The organism is Paraburkholderia azotifigens (assembly GCF_007995085.1).
In the GTDB taxonomy this organism is placed as follows: domain Bacteria; phylum Pseudomonadota; class Gammaproteobacteria; order Burkholderiales; family Burkholderiaceae; genus Paraburkholderia; species Paraburkholderia azotifigens.
In genome coordinates, this window is sequence record NZ_VOQS01000001.1 from 1,235,656 (window position 1) to 1,258,699 (window position 23,044).

A 23,044-nucleotide genomic window follows, 5' to 3' on the forward strand; every position below is an offset into this window, starting at 1 on the left:
CTATTCAGCGGGCGCCTCAAGGGCAGAGGCGTCGGGCCGCCGGTGGCGCAGGCGGATCAGATATGCGGCGACGCCGCGCTCCGCTGCTTCTTCCCGGCGACGCGCTGCGCGATGCGCACGAATGCGAGCCAATGCTGGGCCCAGAAGCCCTCGCCGTAGTGACGGCCGCTCAGCTGGTCGCGGATGCCCGTCGGCTCCATCTCGCGGCTCCACGACGCGCTGCCGAACAGCATGTCCCACCACGGAAACAGCACGCCGAAATTGCAGCCGTATTTGAGGCCTTCGTGACCATAGCCGATCGCATGATGGCGCCGATGGAACGTCGGGCTGACGAGCAGACGTTCGCCGAGCCAGCCGAAATACAGCCGGATGTTCGCGTGCTGCACGCTCTGCGCGAGATTCGTGATCGCGACGAGCACGACGAATTGCGACGGGGGCACGCCAATGAACAGCGCGATCACCGCGAAGAAACACGCCTGCAGAAGATCGTCGAGCAGATGATTACGGTCGTCGGCCCACAGCGACATCTGCTGCTGACTGTGATGCACTGCGTGCAATTCCCACCAGACGCCGATCCTGTGCTGCCCACGGTGATACCAGTAACCCGCGAAATCGAGCACCAGCAGATACATGATGAACGTGACGAACGGCTGCGTCGTCACGCCGGGCCAGAGGTTATCGAGTTCGATATTCGCGATGCCGTGCAGACGCAGCCAGCCCTGAACCGAGTCGAAAAACGGCTGCAGCGCGAAGAAGAAAAACAGATTGAGAATGCCGAGCTTCGCGATCCACGTGTACAGCACGTCGACGCGCACCGCTTTGCGGTCCTTCCACTGCTCGACAGGCCGCAGCGCCTCGAGCGGACGCAGCAGCGCGTACATCGCCAGAACCTCCAGCACGCCGACGATCACCCAGTAGAGGCTGTCGTACGTGTCTTCGTCATAGTCCATCAGGTCGAAATGGAACAGCAGCGGCTGCACGATATCGACGTACAGCAGCGTCTGGATCGACGAGACGAAGCTATCGAGACTGGAGGCGATCAGGTGGAACATGGTGCTCTATATCCGCGGCGCGCCTGCGAGGCGCGCCGCCTGTATGTGACGCGTTATGCCCCGTTCGGCGCAGTGACGGGCGCGCGGTTGAAGAAATAGATGCCGTGCGGCGAACGGCCGACAGCGATCGTCTGGATCAGCTTGTGCGTGGTCAGGTCGATAACGCCGACGTGCTTCGCAAAACGGAACGTTACCCACAGATAGCGTTTGTCGGCGGAAAGTTCCATGTCGTCCGGTCCCGGCATCAGGCCCGTGATGTCGCCGACGTTGGTGAGCGTGTCTTCGTCGATGATGCTGATCGTGCTCGCGACCCGGTTCGACACGGCGACATGCTTGCCGTCCGCGAGCGAGCGGAAGTTATGCGCACCCTTGCCCGTCATGATCGTCTTCACGATCTTCTGGTTGCGCCAGTCGACCACGGCGACGTAATCCGCCCCCGTCATGCCGATCAACAGGTACTTGTCGCCCGGCGTCATCCACAGGCCCGCCGGCACCTTGCCGACCTTCATCTTCCACTTGACCGTCTGCGTGGCGAGATCCACTGCGGCCAGTTCTCCCGACACCTGCAGCGTGACGAACACCGTCTTGCTGTCGTTCGTGAACGCCATGTGGCTCGGCATCACGGCGAGCGGCAGACGGCTCGCAAGCGTCATGTTGTGGCCATCGTAGTGATAGATATCGAGGCGGTCGAGGCGCAGACCCGTCGTGACGAGCCATTTGCGGTCTGGCGAGAAACCGATCTGATACGGGTCTTCGATGCCTTCGACCCAGCGCTGCGGCTTGCCCGTCTTCGGATCGACGAACATCAGATTGTTCGACACCGAATTCGCGACGATCAGCGACGAATTGTCCGGCGTGGGCATCAGGTGATGCGGTTCCTTGCCCGTCGGCACGGTATCGATCACCTGGTGGCTCGCCTCGTCGATCAGGCTCAGCGTCGCTTCGCCGGAATTGAGCACGATCACGTTATTGGCGTGGACGGCGGGGGAGAAAAAGCTTGCTGCCGCGACAAGCGCCGCGCCTGCTGCAAACGTGCTGGTCAAGCCGGGAAGGGAAAATTTGCGCATGAAGACTCACATCAGGGGGTAATCGCCATTGTAGAACGTTTGCGCCGCTCAACGGTTGACCTCGGTCGAGGAAAAGCGCGGGCTTGCGGCGCGCTGCCGCAGGCATGCTCCGCAGTGATTCCGACAGGCTGCCCCCCCTTCCTGGTGCTGCTGTTCCTCACGCCGAATTTATCCGACTGCAAGGTTCCAGATAAGCCGCCATTCAGAGGCTCGAATAATAAATCGAGAATATGTCTCAATTATTCATAGCGCGAATTCTGCAATATCAGAGCGAATTTTCCGATCGTTATTAATTAAGAATTACCTCATATCGACGCATCGGCGTTCCCCTCAAAAATCATCGCGTGCAATTCCCGCTTCGAGGCTTTCCAGCAAGGCGGAAGCGCGCCATCGAACATCCTTTCCATCACATCACGAGCGGGTTTTGCCACTTGCGGATGTTAATTGCGCCACTCGCTTTCGACCGTTTGCTGCTCTGTTTCACCCGGAGTTTTTGAGGCATGAAAAATCAGAATGGAATTATCCAGAATCAGATCACGGACGGGCACGCTGTCCCGAACAAAGACGCGCGGTGCCGTGCGGCACATGCACGGCACGTCATGCGCCTGACGCTGGCCAGTGTGATGCTGACTGCGGCGATGTCGGGCGCGCACGCCGCCGTCATTGCAGGCAACGGCGCGGTCGCAGTCGACATGAGTGGCGTGTCGCTGGGTGAGACCGCATTTTCTGGCGGCGTGAATTCAGTCGCCGTCGGCGATACGTCGACGGCAGCGGCCAACGACGCGACCGCGCTCGGCGCGCACGCGCGGGCCATGGCGGCCGCTTCGACAGCCATCGGCAGCACCGCACAGGCCAACGCATTCCAGTCGCTCGCGATCGGCGCGAACTCGATGGCGACTTACAGCAACAGCATCGCGCTCGGTTCCGGCTCCGTGACGCTGTTCGGCGCGCAGATCGGCTATACGGCGTTCGGACTCGGCGCGCCGCAAACGTCGTCCGGCGAAGTCAACGTCGGCAACCGCACGATCAGCAGCATGGCGCCCGGCCGTGCCGATCAGGATGCAGTCAACGTGGCGCAACTGAAGGCAGTCGCGGGCAAGCTCGGCAGCGACGTGAATGCGCTCCAGAAGCAACTCGACGGCGCGGTGATGTACGACCGCAACCCCGACGGCTCGCTCAACCGCGACAGCATCACATTGCAGGGCGATCCCGCCCATGGAGGCACACAGATTCACAACGTCGCGAATGCCACCGGCGACCAGGATGCCGTGAATCTCGGCCAGCTAGGCGCGATGGCTGGCGGCGCAGTCAGCAACATCACGGTCAACACGTCGAATCCGATGTTCAGCGCCGAAGGCTCGCCTGCCAGCGAGCAGGCTCTCGCAAGCGGCACGCACTCGATCGCGGCAGGCGCGAATGCACACGCGAGCGGCGCGAACGCCGTCGCGCTCGGTGCAGGTTCGAACGCGAGCGCGGACAACGCGGTGGCGCTCGGCCAGGGCTCGGTGGCGGATCGCGCGAATACGGTGTCGGTCGGCGCAGCGGGACAGGAGCGGCAAATCACGAACGTCGCGGCAGGCGTCCAGGGCACAGACGCTGTCAACGTGAACCAGCTGAATCAGAGCATGGGCAATGCGGTCGGCGAAGCGAAAGCCTATACCGACGATCAGGTCCGTTCAGCGCGCAAAGACAGCTACGGCGGCGCGGCCGCGGCGATCGCCATGGCAGGCTTGCCGCAAGCGGTGCTGCCGGGCCGCGGCATGGTCGCGCTCGCGGCCGGCACCTACGGCGGCCAGTCGGCGATGGCGCTCGGCGTGTCACAACTGTCCGACTCGGGCAAATGGGCCTACAAGCTGCAAGGCACGGCGAGCACGCGCGGTGAACTGGGCGCATCGATTGGGGCAGGCATGCACTGGTGATGCCGCTTCAAGCCTGGTGTGTCGACAACGGGCGGCGTTTGCCAACGGTCGCCGCCCGCGCCAAAGTCGATCAGCGCTGCATCGACTCCCACACCTTGTAAAGCCGCTTGACGGAGACGGGCATCGGCGTACGCAGTTCTTGCGCGAACAGCGACACGCGCAGTTCCTCCAGCAGCCAGCGGAACTCGGCAAGCCGCACATCCGGCACGCCGCCGCGCTGCGCGAGCGCTCGCTGGTAGTGCTGGGCGAGTGGCTGCAATTCGGAGAACTGGCGAGCATCGCGCGCCGTGTCCGCCTTCAGTTTGTCGATGCGCAGCGCGATGCCCTTGAGATAGCGCGGAAAGTGCGACAGCTGCGCATACGGCGTATCGACGACAAACCGTTTGCTAACCAGCGCGTCGAGCTGACTTTGCATGTCGGCGTAGGCGGCCGCGAACGGCTTGGCCTGTGCGAGCTTTTTGACCACGGCCGAATACTCGCCAAGAATCTGCCCGACGAGCCGGGCAATCTCTTGCGCAAGTAGCGTCAGCCGGCTGCGGCCTTCGTCCTTGCGCGCATGGAAGCTCGCGTCGTCGTCGGGCAGCGGGTCTTGCAGGCACGCGCGGTCGAGCGCCATATCGATCAACTGATCGCGCAGTTCTTCCTGCGTGCCGCGCGGCATGAACTGCATCGCCATTTCACGCAGGCCCGGCAGGTTCTTTTCGAGGTACTTGATCGGTTCACGCAACTGCAGCGCGAACAGCCGTCGCAAGCCCGCGCGATGGATGCGCGCTGCCTCGTCGGGTGAATCGAACACCTCGACGTCGCAATGCGTACCGCGATCGACGAGGGCCGGATAACCGAACAGCGTCTGCCCGCCTCGCCGGATTTCGAGCAACTCGGGCAGCTTGCCGAAGTTCCACGTCGTCAGGTTCTCATAGAGGGCGGTTACAGGCGCGGCGGCCGCCTCGGCTGCCGTTGGCGTGCGAGGCGCGGCTGAAGCGCCACGTCCCGTACCCGCCGCCGTGCCCGATGCGGCACCGCGCGCCGCCGCATCGCCGGCCGATCCCACATTTGCCAGCGCCGCACCCGCCGCGCTCGTCGCGATCTTCTGGAACTGCTGCTGCGCCTGGCCGCCCAGTTCGGCGCGCAGTTGCGCGAGATTGCGACCCATTGCGAGCTGCCGCCCGTGCTCGTCGATCACCTTGAAGTTCATGAACAGGTGCGGCGCGAGCGTTTCGAGCTTGTAATCCGATTGCTTCGTCGCGACCTGCGTCTGCTCGCGCACGTCGGCGATCACCGTTTCGAGCAAACCGCCTGCGCCGAATTTCGGCCCGCTGTGCCGTTCGACGAAACCCGCTGCGTAGTCCGGCAGCGGCACCACATGACGGCGCAGCTTCTGCGGCAGCGACTTGAGCAGCAGCTGCGTCTTTTCCTTCAGCATCCCCGGCACGAGCCACTCGACGCGCCGCGCGTCCACCTGATTCAGCGCATACAGCGGCACGGCAAGCGTGACGCCATCGCGCGGCGAGCCCGGCTCGAAGTGATAGGTCAGCGTCATGTCGACGCCCGCCATCGTCATGCGTTTCGGGAACAGATCCGTCGTGACGCCGGCGGCCTCGTGACGCATCAGATCGTCGCGCGACAGATAGAGCAGACGCAGCTTGTCTTCCTGCTGCGCGCTCTTCTTCACTTCATCGCGATACCAGCGCTCGAATGCGGCGCCCGTATGGATGCCGTTCGGAATCGCCTGATCGTAGAACGCGTAGATCAGTTCGTCGTCGACCAGCACGTCCTGGCGGCGCGACTTGTGCTCGAGCTGTTCGATATCGGCGAGCAGCTTGCGGTTGTGCGCGAAGAACGCGAGTTTCGTATCGAACTCGCCTTCGACCAGCGCGCCGCGAATGAACAGTTCCCGCGCCCGGGCGGGATCCTGTTTGCCGAAGCTGACGCGCCGACGGTGATAGACGGGCAAGCCGTACAGCATCGCGCGCTCGAACGCGGTCACCTGCGCCGCGCGCTTTTCCCAGTGCGGCTCGGAGAGCGACTTCTTCAACAGATGCGCGCCGACCCGCTCGACCCATTCCGGCTCGATCTTCGCGATGCAGCGCGCGTACAGCCGGCTCGTCTCGACGAGTTCGGCCGCCATCACCCACTTGCCCGCTTTCTTCACGAGCGCCGAACCCGGCCATAGATAAAACTTGATGCCGCGCGCGCCGAGATAGTACGGCTCATCGTCGGCTTTAAGGCCGATGTTGCCGAGCAGGCCCGTCAGCAGCGCGAGATGGATCTGCTCGAAGGTCGCTTCGCTATCGTTCAGACGCCAGCCGTGCTCGCGCACGACCGTCAACAATTGCGAATGCACGTCGCGCCATTCGCGCAGACGCAGATGCGACAGGAAGTTCTGCTTGCAGGCATCCGTCAGCTGTTTGTTCGACTTCTTGTGCGCGACGGCCTCTTCGAACCACGCCCAGATCTTCAGCCATTGCAGGAACTCGGAGCGCTCGTCGGCGAATTTGCGATGCGCCTGATCGGCCTGTTCCTGCGCGTCGATCGGACGGTCGCGCGGGTCTTGCACGGACAGCGCGCTCGCGATGATCAGCACTTCGCGCAGCGCCAGCTGGTCGCGCGCGGCCAGAATCATCCTGCCGACGCGCGGATCGAGCGGCAGACGGGCCAGTTCGCGGCCGAGCGGCGTGAGCGCATTGTCGTCGTCGACGGCGCCGAGTTCGTTCAGCAGCTGATAACCGTCGGCGATCGCGCGTCCGGGCGGCGGCTCGATGAACGGGAAGGTTTCGATCGCCGTCAGATGCAGCGACTTCATCCGCAAAATGACGGCTGCAAGCGACGAACGCAGAATCTCCGGATCCGTGAAACGCACGCGCGCCTGGAAATCGGCTTCGTCGTAAAGACGGATGCAGATGCCGTCGGCGACACGGCCGCAGCGCCCGGCGCGCTGATTCGCGGCTGCCTGCGAAATCGACTCGACCTGCAACTGCTCGACCTTGTTGCGATACGAGTAGCGTTTCACGCGCGCAAGGCCCGTGTCGATCACATAGCGGATGCCCGGCACCGTCAACGAGGTTTCCGCGACGTTGGTCGCGAGCACGATGCGCCGCGCGTTCGACGGCCGGAACACGCGCTCCTGCTCGGCGGCCGACAGCCGCGCGAACAGCGGCAGGATTTCCGTGTGCGGCGGATGGTGCTTGCGCAGCGCTTCCGCGGCGTCGCGGATCTCGCGCTCGCCGGGCAAAAATACGAGAACGTCGCCGGGGCCCTCGCGGCACAGTTCGTCGGCGGCTTCGACGATCGCGTCCATCAGGTCGCGGTCGGTCTCTCTTTGCGACTTCGGCCTGTCGCCGCGCTCGCGTGCCGAACTGCCTTCAGCCGACTTCACGGCGGGCGAGTCCTCGGCGACGGGCCGGTAGCGCACTTCGACGGGATACAGCCGCCCGCTCACCTCGATCACGGGCGCCGGCTTCTCGTCGCTGCCGAAATGACGCGCGAAGCGATCGGCATCGATGGTCGCCGACGTCACGATCAGCTTCAGGTCGGGGCGCTTCGGCAGAATCTCTTTCAGATAGCCGAGCAGAAAATCGATGTTCAGGCTGCGTTCGTGCGCCTCGTCGATGATCAGCGTGTCGTAGGCCTTCAGCAGCGGATCCGTCTGCGTTTCCGCCAGCAGGATGCCGTCCGTCATCAGCTTGACGGAGGCGCCGGGCGCGAGATTGTCAGTGAAGCGCACCTTGTAGCCGACCACTTCGCCGAACGGCGTGCCGAGTTCCTCGGCAATGCGCCGGCCCGTCGCCGATGCCGCGATCCGGCGCGGCTGCGTGTGGCCGATCAGGCCGCTGCCGCCCGCGCCGATCCCGCGTCCGAGCGTGAGACAGATTTTCGGCAGTTGCGTCGTCTTGCCCGAACCCGTCTCGCCGCTGACGATCACGACCTGATGCCCTTCGATCGCCCGCGCGATTTCCTCGCGGCGGCCCGACACGGGCAGCGCTTCGGGGAACGTGATGGGCGGAATGGGATTCGGTTCGACGACGCGCGCGGGCTTCTGCGACAAGCCGCGCGGCGCATTGCGCGGCTTGTCCCCGCCTTGCGGTTCGCGCGCGGGCGCGCCGCCCTCGGCACCGCCTGGCTGACGGGCCGCGCCGCCTGGCTGTTGCGGACCGCGCTTGCCCTGCTGGTCGCGCCGCTGGTTCTCCGGGCGATTCTGCTGCTCGCGCGCGCCGCTTTTCGCGGCGCCGGCGCCTTCGTGTTGCACGCGCTCGCCGCGCGCGGAAGGGCCCGAACGCGGCGCATTCGCAACATTCACGGAAACGTCACGACGGGGCGCCTCACCGCGCGCATCGCGCGGCGCGTGCCGATGGTCGCGCGGCGCGGGGTTCGCAGCGTCTTTCGCGGCCTCGGATGGAGCGTTTTTCGTATCGGCTCCAGCGGAGCTTTTGGGTACATTCGACATGGGGGCGCATTATAATCCGGGGCATGAATTCCCAAACCGACCTCGTCCCTTCGCCCGCCTCCTCTCCGGCACCGTCCGGCGACGCGGAAACCCTGTTGCAGCACGCACAATTCGTCGACTGGATGCGATCGGTCGCGCCGTACATCCACGCGTTCCGGAACAAGACGTTCGTTGTCGGCTTCGGCGGCGAGGTCGTGCATCAGGGGCTGCTCAACGCGCTCGTGTCCGATATCGCGCTGTTGCAGGCGATGGGTATCCAGATCGTGCTCGTGCATGGCTCGCGTCCGCAAGTGGAAGAGCAGATGAGCCTGCACGGCGTCGAGTCCGAGTTTTCGCACGGCATGCGCATCACCAATGCGCGCGCGCTCGAATCCGCGAAGGAAGCGGCGGGCGAAGTGCGTCTCGACATCGAGGCCGCGATCAGCCAGGGTCTGCCGAACACGCCGATGGCGCACGCGCACATCAGCGTCGTGTCGGGCAACTTCGTGACGGCGCGTCCCGTCGGCATTCTCGACGGGGTCGATTTCCAGCACACGGGTGTCGTCCGCAAGATCGATGCCGAGTCGATCCGCCAATCGCTCGCGAGCGGCAAGATCGTGCTGCTCTCGCCGCTCGGTTTCTCGCCGACGGGCGAAGCATTCAATCTGGCGATGGAAGACGTCGCGTCGGCGGCCGCGATCGCGCTGCGCGCCGACAAGATCGTGTTTCTCACCGAAACGGAAGGCCTGCTCGGCGAAGAAGGCGCACTACTGCGCGAACTGTCGCTGGATGACGCCTACCGCCTGCATGAAAGCGGCGCCGTCACGGGCGACGCAGGCTTCTATCTGAAGCACTCCATTCGTGCATGCCGCGGAGGCGTCACGCGGGCGCACATCATTCCGTACGCGCTCGACGGCAGCCTGCTGCTGGAACTGTTCTTGCACGATGGTGTCGGCACGATGATCTCGTACGAGAACCTCGAAAGCCTGCGTGAGGCGACACCCGACGACGTCGGCGGCATTCTCACGCTGATCGAGCCTCTGGAGTCCGACGGCACGCTTGTGCGGCGCGGACGTCACCAGATCGAGCGCGACATCGACCATTTCTCGGTGATCGAGCACGATGGCGTGCTGTTCGGCTGCGCAGCGCTGTATCCGTATCCGCAGGAGCGCATTGGCGAAATGGCGTGCCTGACGGTCGCGCCGGAAGCGCAAGGTTCCGGCGACGGCGAGCGTCTGTTCAAGCGCATCGAGCAGCGCGCCCGGGCGCGCGGACTCACGCGCATCTTCGTGCTGACGACGCGCACCGAACACTGGTTCCTCAAGCGCGGCTTCGTGAAGGCCACTGTGGATGACCTGCCCGAAGACCGCCGCCGCCTCTACAACTGGCAGCGCAAGTCGCTCGTGCTGATGAAACAGCTCTGAGCGCGCACAATAACGCCGCGACGCCGTTACATATCGATTACAGGAGAAGCACAGCATGACTCGCATGGTTCAATGCACGAAGCTCGGCAAGGAAGCCGAAGGTCTCGATTTCCCGCCGCTGCCGGGCGAACTCGGCAAACGGATCTACGAGAGCATTTCGAAGGAAGCATGGCAGCAGTGGCTCAAGCAGCAGACCATGCTGATCAACGAAAACCGCCTGAACATGGCCGATCCGCGCGCCCGTCAATACCTGATGAAGCAGACAGAGAAGTTCTTCTTCGGCGAAGGCGCCGATCAGGCTTCGGGCTACGTGCCGCCTGCACAGGGCTGAGCGGAACGCCGCAGGGCCTTGCCTCGGACAATGAAAAATCCGCGCTCGCTGCGCGGATTTTTTTTGCTGTTTCCGGATGCCGCCGGGGCCCCGTCCATCCGTAAATTTGAACGAAACCGTTAATCGGAAGCGGTTTCTCCGGCACCTGCCGAATTCCCGCAATCCCGCGCCAGGCAACGGATTGCGCGCTTTGCGCCGAGCCCAGCCGGACGGGCGGTTTGCACGATCCTCTGTTATCGTGCTATCATGTTCTTCGTTCTAACAGCATTAACCCTTCATTCGCGTTCAGTTCATTTCCCGGCATGGCGTTTTTTGTCGCTTTTTGCCTGGGTCGGATTGGATTGTTTTTATACAAGAAGGCTTGTCGGTTGTTTCGTTGCAAGTCGCGTCCGTTGATCGGCGCGATCCAGAGCGACGCCTCGCCGGCCTTTTTCGTTTCAAGCCTTTTCAAGCGGCGCCAGCGCATTACATGCGCGAGCGTCCTCCGGTATCTGCCCCCCTGCAAGGCCACGCGGATACCAACGTTTAGCAGCAACCGATGAGTGCATTTTCGCGACGACCTTCGCGATGCACGGGCGTTACTTTTTCTGCGCGAATGTCCTGAACGTTGCGCAGTGCGCCTTTGCGCGGTCCGTGCCGGGCAGTTTGCCTTTCTCACGCTTTTGACCGCTCGCGAAACTGCACTTCCAGCAATCCGTGGCGGAGCGCTCCCGCGTTCGGCCGCAGTCATAGGAGCATTAACCTTGACCGCTTCCAGCAACGGCTTCTGGCGACATAAGAACAACGACAACAGCCTCACTCTCGACGACATCACGGTCGTCGACAACTCCCTTCTCAAACGTGCCGTCGGCGCCATGGCGCTCGGCAACGCGATGGAATGGTTCGACTTCGGCGTGTACAGCTACATCGCCGTCACCCTCGGCAAGGTGTTCTTCCCGTCGAGCAGCCCTTCGGCGCAGCTGATCGCGACGTTCGGCACGTTCGCCGCCGCGTTCCTCGTGCGCCCGATCGGCGGCATGGTGTTCGGCCCGCTCGGCGACAGGATCGGCCGCCAGCGCGTGCTCGCGATGACGATGATCATGATGGCCGTCGGCACCTTCGCCATCGGCCTGATTCCGAGCTATGGCTCGATCGGCATTCTCGCGCCCGCGCTGCTGCTCGTTGCGCGTCTGGTGCAGGGCTTTTCGACGGGTGGCGAATATGGCGGCGCAGCCACGTTCATCGCCGAGTTCGCGACCGACCGCCGCCGCGGTTTCGCAGGCAGCTTCCTCGAATTCGGCACGCTGGTCGGCTATATCCTTGGTGCCGGCACGGTTGCCGTTCTGACGGCTTCGCTGTCGCAGGAAGCGCTGCTGTCGTGGGGCTGGCGCGTGCCGTTCTTCATCGCGGGTCCGCTGGGTCTCGTGGGCCTGTACATCCGGATGAAGCTCGAAGAAACGCCCGCGTTCAAGAAGGAAGCCGAAGCGCGTGAAACCGACGAGAAGTCGCGCCCCAAACAGAGCTTCATGGAACTGCTCGCGCAGCAATGGAAGCCGCTGCTGCAATGTGTCGGCCTCGTGCTGATCTTCAACGTCACCGACTACATGGCGCTGTCGTATCTGCCGAGCTATCTGTCGGCCACGCTGCACTTCAACGAATCCCACGGCCTGTTCCTCGTGCTGGCCGTGATGGTGCTGATGATGCCGATGACGCTCTACGCAGGCCACCTGTCGGACAAGATCGGCCGCAAGCCCGTCATGCTGCTCGGCTGCGTGGGTCTGTTCGCGCTGTCGATTCCGGCACTGCTGCTGATCCGCACGGGCGCCGTGCTGCCCGTGTTCGGCGGCCTGCTGATTCTCGGCGCGCTGCTGTCGACCTTCACGGGCGTGATGCCGTCGTCGCTGCCCGCCCTCTTCCCGACGAAGATCCGCTACGGCGCGCTGGCGATCGGCTTCAACGTGTCGGTGTCGCTGTTCGGCGGCACGACGCCGCTGGTCGCCGCGTGGCTCGTCGACCGCACGGGCAACCTGATGATGCCCGCGTACTACCTGATGGGCGCGTCGATCATCGGCATCGTGTCGGTGCTCGCGCTGCGCGAGACGGCTCGCAAGCCGCTGCTCGGCTCGGGTCCGTGTGTCGCGACGCGTGCGGAAGCGCATGCCGTGCTGCGCGGCGAACGCGAAGCCGCGGAACTCGACGAAGCGTATGCAGCCGCTGTGACGGCGCGCGCGTAAAGCGCGAGTCGCGCGATGAACTGATATGACTTTCCGTGTCAATCGGGATCGGTTTTCGTTTGGAAGACACATGAATTTCCTGAGGGCGACGTAGCAGTAAGTCTCGACGGTGGATCGCACTGATATTCGCGGGTTGGGTACCGCATTACAGAGGTCCGCCCCTTGAGCCTGCCGCTATCTAAAGTCGCAAATCGAATGATGTCCGTTGCATAGTCCAGCCGCGGGTTGCTCGGGTGCCGGGCTACGCCGCCTTCAGGAAACTCGTCAAATCTGTGTAGCCAAGCTCAGCGCTACGCCGGCTGCTCGTTTCGCGTTACGGCGAGCGACATTGCGAGCTTGCTGATGTCCCAGATGAACCCCGCAAGTTCGCGTGCGACGGCGACGACAGCGATGTTCACATTCTTGCCGCGTGCTGCCAGCTTGCGGTATCGGCGGCAGAGTCGGACCTGTGCGTCCCAGGCACGGTCGAGGATGCGCTTGGGGATGCCTTCATGTCGGCGCTGAATTTCCGGGCTCACGCGTGCCGGGTATCTGTAGCTCCAGGCGGCCTCGACGAGCAGCTTTCTTGCATAGCTATTGCCGTTCTTCGTGATGCTGCCCTGACGCCGCCGCTCACCCGAAGAATGTTCTGAGGGCGTCACGCCCAGCCAGGCCATCAGTTGACGCGGGTGCTCGAAGCGGGAGAGATCTCCCAATTCGGAGAGCATGCCCACGGCGGTGATGAACTGTATGCCGCGCATGGTCTGCAGACCGAGAATGGCCGGATAAAATCGCCAGCCGACGACAGCTTCGTGCAGGGTCGCCTCGAGGCGCTCACATTGCGCAAACCTGTCTTCGATCGTGCGACGGCACTCGTCGAAGGCCAGTTGCTGCCAGTGGTTTGGGAATGCAAATACGCTTATCCATCGCCGGTGCGCGGGACCCCAGTTGGCGTTACCTGAGTAGCGGACTCCATGCGATAGCAGGAAGGACTTCAATCGCTGGCGGGCCTGTCTGAGATCTGCTTTCGCTGCCGCCCATGTGCGCGCCAGGTCCCGGAACGCCTCATCTTCAACATCCGGCACGTGTACCGCTGACAGGTCGCCAGCGCGCAGTGCGCGTACGAGCTTGACCGCATCGCGCCGGTCCGTCTTGACGCGCTCGCCCGGTTTCTTCGGGATCAGGGACGGCGCGCATACCACGCAGTCGAATCCTCTTTCAACGAGCTCCCTGTAGAGTCCGTAGCCGCAGGGGCCGGCTTCATAGACAACGCGGACATGGCGCGCCTTCGACTGAACACGCTTGCACAAGCGATCGATATCCGCCTTCAGCGTTCCGATCTTGCCCAACAGTTCCACGTCGGCCATATCGATTGCGTACGCCACCGTGATCGACTCCTTGTGAACATCCAGACCGACAAACACCGTGCTATCGTGGTTCACGCTGGCCTCCGCGCTGGAAATCGCCGGGGTGTGCCCTGTGCACATCGTGCGGCTCTGGCAGTGATGCTAACCCGCGTTTGGTTCCTCACGGCGGGCCAGCCACTGGCTCACGGAAAGTCATACTGCCTAAAACGGGTCAGCTTCGGCTGACCCGTTTTTTTATGCCGTCAGCGTACGCAGCATGGCCTCGACGTTCGCGCCTTCGATCGTCAACATGCCTGCCGAAACCGGCAGTTTGAAACGGCGCGGGCCTGCGCTGCCTGGATTGACGAACAGCACGCCGTCGCGCTCGACGATCAGCGGCTTGTGCGAATGCCCCGTCACGACCACGCGCACGCCTTCGTCGCGCAGATTGGGCCGCACGTCGGCGATATCGTGGACGACGAAGATCTTCACCTGCTGCACATCGAGCGTCGCGTGCAACGGGATCGACGCGGCCCAGTCGCCCGTGTCGTTGTTGCCGCGCACGACGGTCAGCGGCGCAATTGGCGCGAGCGCATCGAGCACCGCCTGATTGCAGATATCCCCCGCGTGGATGATCGCGTCGCATCCTGCGAGCCACGCCAGCGCCTCGGGCCGCAGGAGATTGTGCGTGTCCGAAATCAGACCGATACGGGATGACGCTGCGCGCCGCTTGACCATCGTGCGATCCCAGGGAGCATCAATCGAGTGCGGCGAGCGGTGTGCGCGGCTTGCGCGACATCGCAACCAGCCGCTTCGTCGCGCCCTGCACGATCACGGACACGACCGCGCCACACGCAAACGCGGGGAGCACGCCAAGCGTCGGCAGCGTCAACGCGATAACCGAGAAGAACGCCGCGAACGATGCGCGCCCGATCACCATGCCGCGCATCAGCAGCGCGACGAAAGGCGCACCGTGCGCACGTTGCGCCGATACGGCGAGCACGCTACCGAGCAGCGGAAACACCGACAGCACGCCGCTCCACGCCGCACCCATCGATGCCGACAGCGTCGTCACCGCGAGCGTCAGCAAGGCGCCCGCGAACATGCGCAGCAAGAGATCCGCGCCACTGATACGCGCAGCAGGCACCGCGCCTTCAACGCGCGGCAAGCCGGCCTGCGACCCGCCCACCGCCACGCACGCGGCCGCCATCGACCACGCCAGCCCCAAAGGCAGATGCGTGAGCAACACGGCGGCCAACGCCCACGCGAACAACCCCGCCAGCAGCGCCGCCCGCCAGCCGCTGACGCGGCACGTCCACGCATACGCGAAGTTGAACGCCTCGGACGCGGCAATGGCCGCAATGGAAGCCGCCGACGCCTGCGCCGCAAAGTCCGTCCCGCGCTCCAGCGCAAGCAGCAGCAGGATCGGCCCCGCGACGACGGGCAATCCCGCCAGCCAGCCCGCCACGGATGGCCCCCACACGCGCCCTGCCATCGTCAGCGCGGCGAGGAAGCCGGGAACGAGCGCGAGCTTGAGCGCCAGCATCGCTTACTCCTTGACGAGCAGTTCGATGCGGCGGTCCGGCACCAGCCACATGAAGGCGCACAACGTGTAGAGCACGGCCGACACCCATGGCGCGATGAACGCGAACACCACGCCCGCCAGATAGACCACGACGGAAAGCTTGCCCTTGACGTCGCTGCCGAGCGCACGCGCAATCGTCGAGTCGGGTCCGTGATGGCGGATCAGCACATGCGCGAGAATGAAGTACGCGACGGCGCACATGACAAGGTCGAGGCCGTACAGCGCGGTCGGCCATGCGGCCAGATGGCTTTCGCCGATCCAGTGCGTCGTGGCGGGCATCAGCGACAGCCAGAACAGCAGATGCAGGTTCGCCCACAACACGCCGCCCGTCACCTTCTGCACCGCATGGAACATGTGATGATGGTTGTTCCAGTAGATGCCGACATAGAGAAAGCTCAGCACGTACGCGAGAAAGACGGGGATCATGGGGCGCAGCGCGTCGAGGTCGAAGCCCTCCGGCACTTTGAGTTCGAGGACCATGATCGTGATGATGATCGCGATCACGCCATCGCTGAAGGCTTCGACTCGTCCTTTACCCATCTGCACGGTTCCCGTTGTGATTCGTGTTGTGTTGTCCATCGGCGCAGGCGAGGCCGTGCGCTGCCGCTGCCGATTATCCTTGATCGCCGGCGAGGTTGTCGACGCAAGGCACACGCGCCGTCACATTCATCAAGGCGCTGAAGGCTCGTGATAGATCGCGAGCCAGACGGTCTGCTCTTTCTCATGCGTCCACGCGACGCGATGCCGGCAATGCGGCTCGATCAGTACGTAGTCGCCGGGACGCATGTCGTGCAGCAACGCGTCGTCTTCGAACTCGAGCACGGCGGCCCCCGACAGCAGCACGACCCACTCGGCGCGCGAGTCGTCGTACCAGAAGCCGGGCGGACTTGTATGCCCCATCGATACGATCCGCTCGACGTTCAGGCGCTGTCCCGCGACGAGCATGTCGATCCGCTCTTCGCCTTCGCGCTTCGCTTCGCCGCTGAACAGATTGCCCGTTTGCAACTGCATGTCGCCACCTCACTTCATGGGCGCCAGACCGTCGAGCAGCGTCGGTATCAGTTCGCTGATCGTCGGGTGGATATGCATCGCGTATTGCAGCGTCGTGTACGGCGCGCGCGCCGTCATGATGTCGACGAACGTGTGAATCGCTTCGTCGCCGTCGACGCCATAGACGGTCGCGCCGAGTATCTGCTTCGACTGCGGGTCGACGAGCACTTTCATGAAACCGTCCGTCTCGCCCTTTTCTCGCGCGCGGCCCACGCGCGTCATCGGCATCGTGGCGATCAGCGCGTCGCGGCCGCTCTTGCGCACGTCGTTCTCGGACAGCCCGACGCGCGCGAGCGGCGGATCGACGAACACCGCGTACGCCATGATCCGCTCGTCGACGCTGCGCTTGCCGCCGTCGAACAGATTCGCCGAGACGATCTGAAAGTCGTCGTAGGACGTATGCGTGAAGGCGCCGCGTCCGTTGACGTCGCCGATCGCCCACACCCCGGGCACGTTGGTGCGCAACTGGGCGTCGACGGGAATCGTGCCGTGTCTGTCCAGGTCGACCCCGGCTGCGTCGAGGCCGAGATCGTCCGTATTCGGGCGGCGGCCCGTCGCGAACAGCAGATGCGAGGCTTCGAGCGGCGCGGCATCGTTGCCGAAGAACACACGCACGCCAGCGCCGCTCTCCTGCAGCGGCTCGACGCGCGACGGCTCGGCGCCGAAGCGGAACGCGATGCCTTCGCGCGCGAGCACTTTCTGCACGTTGAGCGCGAAGTCTTCGTCCTCGCGCGCGAGCACACGCTCGCCGCGCACGATCACCGTCACCTTGCTGCCGAAGCGGCGAAACACCTGCGCGAATTCGAGCGCGATATAGCTGCCGCCGACAATCACCAGATGCGCGGGCAACTCCGTCAGTTCGAGCAGTGACGAGTTCGTGTGATAGCGGATGCGCTCAATGCCTTCGAGCTTCGGAATGACGGCGCGTGTGCCCGTGTTGATGAAGATGTCGTCGGCCTGAAGTTCGGCCAGCACCTTGCCGCTTTCGGGCTCGGTGACGCTCAGCGTACGCGCACCCGTAAAGCGCGCGTGGCCGTTGAAGACGGTGAGATTCTCCGTGCCACGCAGCCACTTTTCGACACCGTTGCGCGACTGGCCGATGATCTTGTCCTTGCGCGCCTTGACTTGCGCCAGGTCGACGCTCACGTCGCCTGCCAGCTTCACGCCGTAATCGGCCGCACGGCGCGCGACATGCGCGGTGCGTGCGCTCGCCACATACGCCTTGGTCGGCGTGCAGCCGACGTTCACGCAGGTTCCGCCGAACTTGTCGCGTTCGATGACGGCCGTGCTGCGGCCTTTCTCCGCGAGACGGACGGCGAGCGGCGAGCCGCCCTGTCCGGTGCCGATCACAATGGCGTCGAAATGCTGTGGCATGGCCAATCTCCCGAAGCGCGTATGCGAGTCGGTCATCTTACGCCACAGCGATGTTTCTGGAAGTGATGAGGTCGGTGATGAGTGGTGGGTGACTGGACCGCCTGGACCGCCGCGCGACGGCTCTCGTCGTGCGAATCAGGCGTCGCAATGATGCAGCGAGCACAGCAGCTCGCGCGAACGTTGCAGCGCCGCGCGCGCACCATGCGTCGCGACGACGAATCCCGCCTGGCTCAGATTGAAGTCGACCTGCACCATGATCTGGATGAGCGAGACCATCGGCAGCACCACTGCCGGGTGATAAAGCTGTCGTTCGATGATCGCTCTCATGGCCCGCCTCCAATCGCGTTGACGTCGCGTATCGGGCGCGGCGCCCATCCAGTACAAGTTTCGATGGAGGGATTGTAGGGAGCGAAGTGTTAGGGATAAATGAGCTAAACGCGAAGATAGTTGTCGACGGGGCGGAACAATCCGGCGGCGCCTTGCAGCACGGGGCTTTAGCCTAATAGCCGGGTCCGCGCGGCTCGTTTTTCAGGCCGTTTTTCGCGGCCGCGCCCGGCGCTGCGCGGTCATTCCCGCCGCAAGCGAACGGTCATTCGAGCGGAGTGGCGACAAATTCGGGCAGCGCCTCGGCGCGCTTCGAAAACGCCGCGAGGGCCGGGTAGCGCGCCGGATCGACGAGATCGGGCAGCATGAACTGCTGGAAACGCCACGCGACGGCCAGCGTAATGTCCGGCTGGAGCAGCCGGTCGCCGAACAGCCAGCCGTTTCCTTCGCGGCCCGCGATCGCCTGCTCGAGACGATCGTATGCGGCGAACAGCTGGGTCTGGACGCGCTCGATCCACGGTTGATGCTGGCGCTCGGCGGGCCGCAGACTCACTTCGTAGACGTTTTGCATCGTCTTTTCGCAGGCCGCGAGCGCGAAACCGATCAGGCTCAGCGCCTTCATGCGCTCACCGGTGTCGGCGGGCATCAGGCGTTTTTCCGGCGGGCTCAGATGATCGAGATAGTCGAGGATCAGCGACGAATCGATCAGCATCGTGCCGTCGTCGTCGATGAAGGTGGGTGCCTTGACCACGGGATTGATTTTCGCGAACGCGTCGAAATGCCGGAATACCGACACGCTCCGATGTTCGAACGGCAGGCCGAGCACGCCGAGCGAAATGGCGACACGCCGCACATACGGTGAATCCATCATGCCGATCAGTTGCATTCCGCGCTCTCCCGTCGAATGAGGTCAGTGCGAAATACTGTAGACGAATCGCCGGGCGCTGGCGATGGTCTGTTTGCCGCCACGCCGTGCGGCTCGCCGCTTCAAAGCGGCTCGTGCAGCTTTCCACGCACCATCAGCACGCCGCAAACGCGGCAAATCCAGCGGATTTCGCTCTCGCGCGTGCGCCACAGAAACCTGTAGTGACATTTGTGCATGTCGCCGTCCCCTGTCGCCAATCGTTTTATCGGAGCGATTGTAAGAATGCTGCCTTATGGATGCCTTAACAGCCATGACAGAAGGCTGTGCCCGGCATTGGCGTCGCGCACTATGTCATGCCGGCCAGTGGCTGACAACAGGGGTTTTACGCCAGAACGGAGTCATTTCCGCGACGAGGTGGACGCCCAGGAAATGAAAATCGGGGCCTGCTTCGACAGAGGATGAAACCGTGGGCGGGAAGGAGCGCTATTTCCTGTGAGGAGGCGCCTGGTGCCGGGGACCGGACTCGAACCGGCAAGCTGTTAAGCGGCGGATTTTCGTCACACTACGCCTTTCGACGCCGTCTGCCGCCACGCGCAAGGCAGCAGACGTTCGTGCGCTGGACTATGCCTTCGCCATCGCGATGCGCGTATTGCGCTCACCGCCTTAGGCGCCCCCGTCTAGTCTCTACACCTTCCGCGCTTTCCGTTCCGCACTGGCGGGAAAGGAAAACGGGCTTGGCTCGGCGTCGCCTCGGCTGCGCTGGAACATCGCGCGTTCAGGGGTTTCGCCGAATTTGAAGGGTTCTGCACCGGCCGTTTCCGGCTGGGCACTCAATGCTTTAAGTCCGCTATGTTTACCAATTTCATCACCCCGGCAGGGCGGACGCGATTCTACCATCGCGCCGCAGCCTGACCAAACCGGCGCGAACCCCAGTTTCGCCGTCCCGCGACCCACTGAGCATTCATCGACCCGTCACAAACGTTCCCGATAATCCGCCCGACGAAAACGTTTACAACACCGCGCACCGACGCTATGGCGCGCGGCACAGGCTGACGGGAAATCCAACGATGACGCCCACGATCAAGGATGTCGCCGCTCACGCGGGCTTTTCGATCGCGACCGTGTCGCGCGCGATCAACGCGCCGCACACGGTCAACCCCGTGACCCTCGAAAAAGTGCGTCAGTCGATCGACGCGCTCAACTTCCGTCCAAGCCCGCTCGGCCGCCAGCTGCGCGGCGAGCGCTCGCGCCTGATCGGCGTCGTGCTGCCAACGCTCGCCAATCCCGTGTTCGCCGAATGCCTGCAGGGCATCGACGAACTGGCATCCGCGCAAGGCTATCGTCTGATGCTGATGACGACGCAATACGACGCCGACCGCGAGCGCCGCGCGATCGAAACGCTGCGCGAGCAGCGCGTCGAAGGCCTGATCCTGACGGTCGCCGACGCCGACACGCACCCTCTGCTCGACGACCTCGACCGCGACGGCATGCTGTACGTGCTGATGCACAACGACACGGTGCGCCGCCCGTCCGTGTCCGTCGACAACCGCCAGGCCGCCTACGACGGCGTGCGGATGCTGATCGCGCATGGTCATCGCCGCATCCTGATGCTGGCGGGCACGCTCGCCGCTTCGGACCGCGCGCGCCTGCGCCACCTCGGTTACACGCAGGCGATGCAGCAGGCGGGCCTCATGCCCGCGCCCGCGCTCGAAATCGACTTCAACGCGGACGAGCTCGCGCCTTCCGTGCTCAATCATCTGACGACGGGCGCGAATCGCCCGACTGCCCTCTTCTGCTCGAACGATCTGCTCGCGATGGTCGTGATGCGCGGCCTGCGGCGCGCGCGCTTCGACATGCCTGTCGATATGTCGATTCTCGGCTTCGACGGCCTCGCGATGGGCGAGCTGCTGTCGCCACCGCTCGCGAGCGTGTGCGCGCCGAACCGGGAGATCGGCTGCGCGGCCTGGAGGCGGCTGATCGAACGCGTCGACGGGGCGCGGCCTTCGGGTTTCGACGACGCGCTACAGGCACCGTCGCTGTCGCTGACCTTGCCGCACACGTTGCGCGAAGGCGCGACGATCGCCGCGATCTCCGACACGTCAGGCACGAGATCGAACCGCATCGTCCGCACGCTCGCGTGACACCGCACTACCCGTATCACCACCTCCAACAACCCTTTCCAACCTCCGGGAGACCTGTCGTGATCCGCCGTTCCTCCATCGGTATCGCAGCCGTACGCGTCGCGCGCGCGGCGCTGGTTGCATCGTCGTTCGTGCTGACGTTCGGCGCCGCGCAAGCCGCGCACGCCGAAGAAACCGCGATCTGCTACAACTGCCCGCCCGAATGGGCCGACTGGGCCAGCCAGATCAAGGCGATCCAGCAGAAAACGGGCGTCCGCGTGCCGTTCGACAACAAGAATTCCGGCCAGTCGATCGCCCAGCTGATGGCCGAGCAGAAGAGCCCGGTGGCGGACGTCGTGTATCTCGGCGTGTCGTCGGCGTTTCAGGCCAGGGACAAGGGCTTGATTGCGCCGTACAAGCCCGCGCACTGGAACGACATCCCCGCGAACCTGAAAGACCCGCAAGGTTACTGGTTCGCGATCCATTCGGGCACGCTCGGCTTCTTCGTCAACAAGGACGCACTCGAAGGCAAGCCGGTGCCGCGCTCGTGGGCCGATCTCCTCAAGCCCGAGTACAAAGGCATGATCGGTTATCTCGATCCGTCGAGCGCGTTCGTCGGCTATGCGGGCGCCGTCGCCGTCAACCAGGCGCTGGGCGGCAGCTTCGACAACTTCAAGCCGGGTCTCGACTGGTTCGCGAAGCTGAAGGCCAACCAGCCGATCGTGCCGAAGCAGACGGCCTACGCACGCGTGCTGTCGGGTGAGATTCCCATCCTGCTCGATTACGACTTCGATGCGTATCGTGCGAAATACAAGGATCACGCGAACGTCGAGTTCGTGATTCCGAAGGAAGGCACGATCGAGGTGCCGTACGTGATGAGCCTCGTGAAGGGCGCGCCGCACGATGCGAACGGCAAGAAGGTGCTCGATTTCGTGCTGTCGGATGAAGGCCAGAAGCTGTGGGCGAATGCCTATTTGCGCCCCGTGCGTTCGAACGCGATGAGCGCCGACGCCGCTTCGAAGTTCCTCCCCGCCAGCGACTATGCGCGTGCACGTCCCGTCGACTTCGGCAAGATGGCGGAAAAGCAGCAGGCGTTCGGCGAGCAGTATCTGCAGGTGATGCATTGAACGACATCACGTTTCCGCTGCGCTGGCGCATCGTTCTGATCGCGCCGGCGCTCGCCGTGTTCATCGCGTTCTGGCTGCTGCCGATGACGGTGCTCGTGCAGGTCAGCGCCGACGGTCATCTGTTGCAGACCTACGGCGCGATGCTCGCGAACGCGCGCTACATGAAGAGCCTGTTCGCGACGGTCGTGCTGTCGGCGGCCGTGACGGCGGCGACGCTTGCGCTGTCCGTGATCTCGGGCCTGCATCTCGCGCGCCGCGAGTTTCCCGGCAAGCGCATGCTGCTCGCGCTGCTGACGTTTCCGCTCGCGTTCCCAGGCGTCGTCGTCGGCTTCATGGTGATCATGCTGGCGGGCCGCCAGGGGTTGATCGGCGCGCTGTCGCTGAAGCTCACGGGCGACAAGTGGGTGTTCGCGTACTCGATGACGGGCCTCTTTCTCGGCTATCTGTACTTTTCGATTCCGCGCGTCGTCGTCACCGTGATGGCGTCGGCGACCACGCTGGATGCATCGCTCGAAGAAGCCGCGCGCTCGCTCGGCGCCTCGCCGTGGCGGATCATGCGCGACATCGTGCTGCCCGCGCTCTCGCCGGGACTGATCGCGGCGGGCGCCGTGTGCTTCGCGACCGCAATGGGCGCGTTCGGCACGGCTTTCACGCTCGCCACCGATATCGATGTACTGCCGATGACCATCTACACCGAGTTCACGCTCAACGCGAACATGGTGACGGCTGCAGGCTTGTCGATCGTGCTCGGCATCGTCACATGGATCGTCCTGTATGTCGCGCGCAGTGTCAGCGGCTCTGCCGTAGCCGCGACGGCTTGATCTCAATGGCCAATGAAGAGACCC

Annotated in this window: 19 protein-coding genes; 7 read left to right on the plus strand and 12 right to left on the minus strand. The window is 64.0% G+C overall.

Translation table 11 applies throughout. From position 1 onward, the window contains the following. Window positions 1-56: 56 nt before the first annotated feature. Window positions 57-1,052 carry a sterol desaturase family protein gene (locus tag FRZ40_RS05480; RefSeq protein ID WP_147233572.1) on the minus strand — a complete coding sequence of 332 codons (996 nt, stop codon included), beginning with the start codon at window positions 1,050-1,052 and terminating at the stop codon, window positions 57-59. Between the two features lie 53 nt (window positions 1,053-1,105). Continuing rightward, window positions 1,106-2,119 carry a YVTN family beta-propeller repeat protein gene (locus FRZ40_RS05485; RefSeq protein WP_028365850.1) on the minus strand — a complete coding sequence of 338 codons (1,014 nt, stop codon included), beginning with the start codon at window positions 2,117-2,119 and terminating at the stop codon, window positions 1,106-1,108. Window positions 2,120-2,619: 500 nt separating this feature from the next. Between FRZ40_RS05485 and FRZ40_RS05490 the strand changes: the two genes are divergently transcribed. Then, window positions 2,620-4,038, plus strand: a complete 1,419-nt coding sequence (locus FRZ40_RS05490; RefSeq protein ID WP_028365851.1) for a YadA family autotransporter adhesin — start codon at window positions 2,620-2,622, stop codon at window positions 4,036-4,038. 70 nt (window positions 4,039-4,108) lie between these two features. Here the strand turns inward: FRZ40_RS05490 and hrpA are convergent, their stop codons facing one another. Next, entirely contained in the window at window positions 4,109-8,482 is a 4,374-nt protein-coding gene (hrpA, locus tag FRZ40_RS05495; protein ID WP_147233573.1) for an ATP-dependent RNA helicase HrpA, read from the minus strand. Between the two features lie 23 nt (window positions 8,483-8,505). On the opposite strand from hrpA, the gene argA reads away from it, so the two are divergent. Together argA and FRZ40_RS05505 are read left to right on the plus strand one after the other, a co-directional pair. Next, window positions 8,506-9,885 carry an amino-acid N-acetyltransferase gene (argA, locus tag FRZ40_RS05500; protein WP_028365853.1) on the plus strand — a complete coding sequence of 460 codons (1,380 nt, stop codon included), beginning with the start codon at window positions 8,506-8,508 and terminating at the stop codon, window positions 9,883-9,885. 55 nt (window positions 9,886-9,940) lie between these two features. Continuing rightward, on the plus strand, window positions 9,941-10,216 hold the full coding sequence (locus FRZ40_RS05505) for an oxidative damage protection protein (protein ID WP_012400884.1): 276 nt from the start codon (window positions 9,941-9,943) through the stop codon (window positions 10,214-10,216). Between the two features lie 244 nt (window positions 10,217-10,460). Here FRZ40_RS05505 and FRZ40_RS05510 read toward each other — a convergent pair whose 3' ends face one another. Then, window positions 10,461-10,682, minus strand: a complete 222-nt coding sequence (locus FRZ40_RS05510) for a hypothetical protein (protein WP_147233574.1) — start codon at window positions 10,680-10,682, stop codon at window positions 10,461-10,463. A 277-nt stretch (window positions 10,683-10,959) separates the two neighbouring features. Here FRZ40_RS05510 and proP point away from each other — a divergent pair, with 277 nt between their 5' ends. Further along, window positions 10,960-12,429 carry a glycine betaine/L-proline transporter ProP gene (gene proP / locus FRZ40_RS05515; RefSeq protein WP_147233575.1) on the plus strand — a complete coding sequence of 490 codons (1,470 nt, stop codon included), beginning with the start codon at window positions 10,960-10,962 and terminating at the stop codon, window positions 12,427-12,429. Between the two features lie 290 nt (window positions 12,430-12,719). Here the strand turns inward: proP and FRZ40_RS05520 are convergent, their stop codons facing one another. The 8 genes from FRZ40_RS05520 to FRZ40_RS05555 all read right to left on the minus strand — a co-directional run bounded on the left by FRZ40_RS05520 (window position 12,720) and on the right by FRZ40_RS05555 (window position 18,973). Continuing rightward, window positions 12,720-13,895: an IS110 family RNA-guided transposase gene (locus FRZ40_RS05520; RefSeq protein WP_420873845.1), complete on the minus strand. Its 1,176-nt coding sequence runs from the start codon at window positions 13,893-13,895 to the stop codon at window positions 12,720-12,722. 114 nt (window positions 13,896-14,009) lie between these two features. Continuing rightward, a complete protein-coding gene (locus tag FRZ40_RS05525) occupies window positions 14,010-14,492 on the minus strand; it encodes a metallophosphoesterase family protein (protein WP_028365855.1) in 483 nt (160 codons plus the stop codon). A gap of 19 nt (window positions 14,493-14,511) precedes the next feature. Further along, the gene (locus tag FRZ40_RS05530; RefSeq protein WP_147233576.1) at window positions 14,512-15,300 is read right to left on the minus strand and encodes a hypothetical protein; all 789 of its coding nucleotides are present in this window, start codon (window positions 15,298-15,300) and stop codon (window positions 14,512-14,514) included. A 3-nt stretch (window positions 15,301-15,303) separates the two neighbouring features. Further along, window positions 15,304-15,879 (minus strand): TMEM175 family protein, encoded by a 576-nt coding sequence (locus FRZ40_RS05535; protein ID WP_028365857.1) that lies wholly within the window; start codon window positions 15,877-15,879, stop codon window positions 15,304-15,306. A 129-nt stretch (window positions 15,880-16,008) separates the two neighbouring features. Then, window positions 16,009-16,350: a cupin domain-containing protein gene (locus FRZ40_RS05540; protein ID WP_028365858.1), complete on the minus strand. Its 342-nt coding sequence runs from the start codon at window positions 16,348-16,350 to the stop codon at window positions 16,009-16,011. Window positions 16,351-16,359: 9 nt separating this feature from the next. Continuing rightward, window positions 16,360-17,763 (minus strand): FAD-containing oxidoreductase, encoded by a 1,404-nt coding sequence (locus FRZ40_RS05545; protein WP_147233577.1) that lies wholly within the window; start codon window positions 17,761-17,763, stop codon window positions 16,360-16,362. Between the two features lie 135 nt (window positions 17,764-17,898). After that, complete coding sequence (locus FRZ40_RS05550; protein ID WP_028365860.1) at window positions 17,899-18,090, minus strand: hypothetical protein; 192 nt, start codon at window positions 18,088-18,090, stop codon at window positions 17,899-17,901. A 262-nt stretch (window positions 18,091-18,352) separates the two neighbouring features. After that, window positions 18,353-18,973, minus strand: a complete 621-nt coding sequence (locus FRZ40_RS05555) for a glutathione S-transferase family protein (protein ID WP_147233578.1) — start codon at window positions 18,971-18,973, stop codon at window positions 18,353-18,355. A 1,046-nt stretch (window positions 18,974-20,019) separates the two neighbouring features. On the opposite strand from FRZ40_RS05555, the gene FRZ40_RS05560 reads away from it, so the two are divergent. From FRZ40_RS05560 to FRZ40_RS05570, 3 genes are read left to right on the plus strand one after another with little or no spacing between them, the layout of a single operon-like run. Next, window positions 20,020-21,093 (plus strand): LacI family DNA-binding transcriptional regulator, encoded by a 1,074-nt coding sequence (locus FRZ40_RS05560; RefSeq protein WP_147233579.1) that lies wholly within the window; start codon window positions 20,020-20,022, stop codon window positions 21,091-21,093. A gap of 59 nt (window positions 21,094-21,152) precedes the next feature. Continuing rightward, on the plus strand, window positions 21,153-22,199 hold the full coding sequence (locus tag FRZ40_RS05565) for an ABC transporter substrate-binding protein (RefSeq protein ID WP_147233580.1): 1,047 nt from the start codon (window positions 21,153-21,155) through the stop codon (window positions 22,197-22,199). Next, on the plus strand, window positions 22,196-23,020 hold the full coding sequence (locus FRZ40_RS05570) for an ABC transporter permease (protein WP_147233581.1): 825 nt from the start codon (window positions 22,196-22,198) through the stop codon (window positions 23,018-23,020). Before FRZ40_RS05565 ends, FRZ40_RS05570 begins: the two co-directional genes overlap by 4 nt. Window positions 23,021-23,044 lie beyond the last annotated feature (24 nt).

Bases quoted from the DNA above. Each gene is read 5' to 3' on its own strand.
- FRZ40_RS05480 (WP_147233572.1), bottom strand. From the start codon at position 1,052: ATGTTCCACCTGATCGCCTCCAGTCTCGATAGCTTCGTCTCGTCGATC.
- FRZ40_RS05485 (WP_028365850.1), bottom strand. From the start codon at position 2,119: ATGCGCAAATTTTCCCTTCCCGGCTTGACCAGCACGTTTGCAGCAGGC.
- FRZ40_RS05490 (WP_028365851.1), top strand. From the start codon at position 2,620: ATGAAAAATCAGAATGGAATTATCCAGAATCAGATCACGGACGGGCAC.
- hrpA (WP_147233573.1), bottom strand. From the start codon at position 8,482: ATGTCGAATGTACCCAAAAGCTCCGCTGGAGCCGATACGAAAAACGCT.
- argA (WP_028365853.1), top strand. From the start codon at position 8,506: ATGAATTCCCAAACCGACCTCGTCCCTTCGCCCGCCTCCTCTCCGGCA.
- FRZ40_RS05505 (WP_012400884.1), top strand. From the start codon at position 9,941: ATGACTCGCATGGTTCAATGCACGAAGCTCGGCAAGGAAGCCGAAGGT.
- FRZ40_RS05510 (WP_147233574.1), bottom strand. From the start codon at position 10,682: ATGCGCTGGCGCCGCTTGAAAAGGCTTGAAACGAAAAAGGCCGGCGAG.
- FRZ40_RS05520 (WP_420873845.1), bottom strand. From the start codon at position 13,895: ATGTGCACAGGGCACACCCCGGCGATTTCCAGCGCGGAGGCCAGCGTG.
- FRZ40_RS05525 (WP_028365855.1), bottom strand. From the start codon at position 14,492: ATGGTCAAGCGGCGCGCAGCGTCATCCCGTATCGGTCTGATTTCGGAC.
- FRZ40_RS05530 (WP_147233576.1), bottom strand. From the start codon at position 15,300: ATGCTGGCGCTCAAGCTCGCGCTCGTTCCCGGCTTCCTCGCCGCGCTG.
- FRZ40_RS05535 (WP_028365857.1), bottom strand. From the start codon at position 15,879: ATGGGTAAAGGACGAGTCGAAGCCTTCAGCGATGGCGTGATCGCGATC.
- FRZ40_RS05540 (WP_028365858.1), bottom strand. From the start codon at position 16,350: ATGCAGTTGCAAACGGGCAATCTGTTCAGCGGCGAAGCGAAGCGCGAA.
- FRZ40_RS05545 (WP_147233577.1), bottom strand. From the start codon at position 17,763: ATGCCACAGCATTTCGACGCCATTGTGATCGGCACCGGACAGGGCGGC.
- FRZ40_RS05550 (WP_028365860.1), bottom strand. From the start codon at position 18,090: ATGAGAGCGATCATCGAACGACAGCTTTATCACCCGGCAGTGGTGCTG.
- FRZ40_RS05555 (WP_147233578.1), bottom strand. From the start codon at position 18,973: ATGCAACTGATCGGCATGATGGATTCACCGTATGTGCGGCGTGTCGCC.
- FRZ40_RS05560 (WP_147233579.1), top strand. From the start codon at position 20,020: ATGACGCCCACGATCAAGGATGTCGCCGCTCACGCGGGCTTTTCGATC.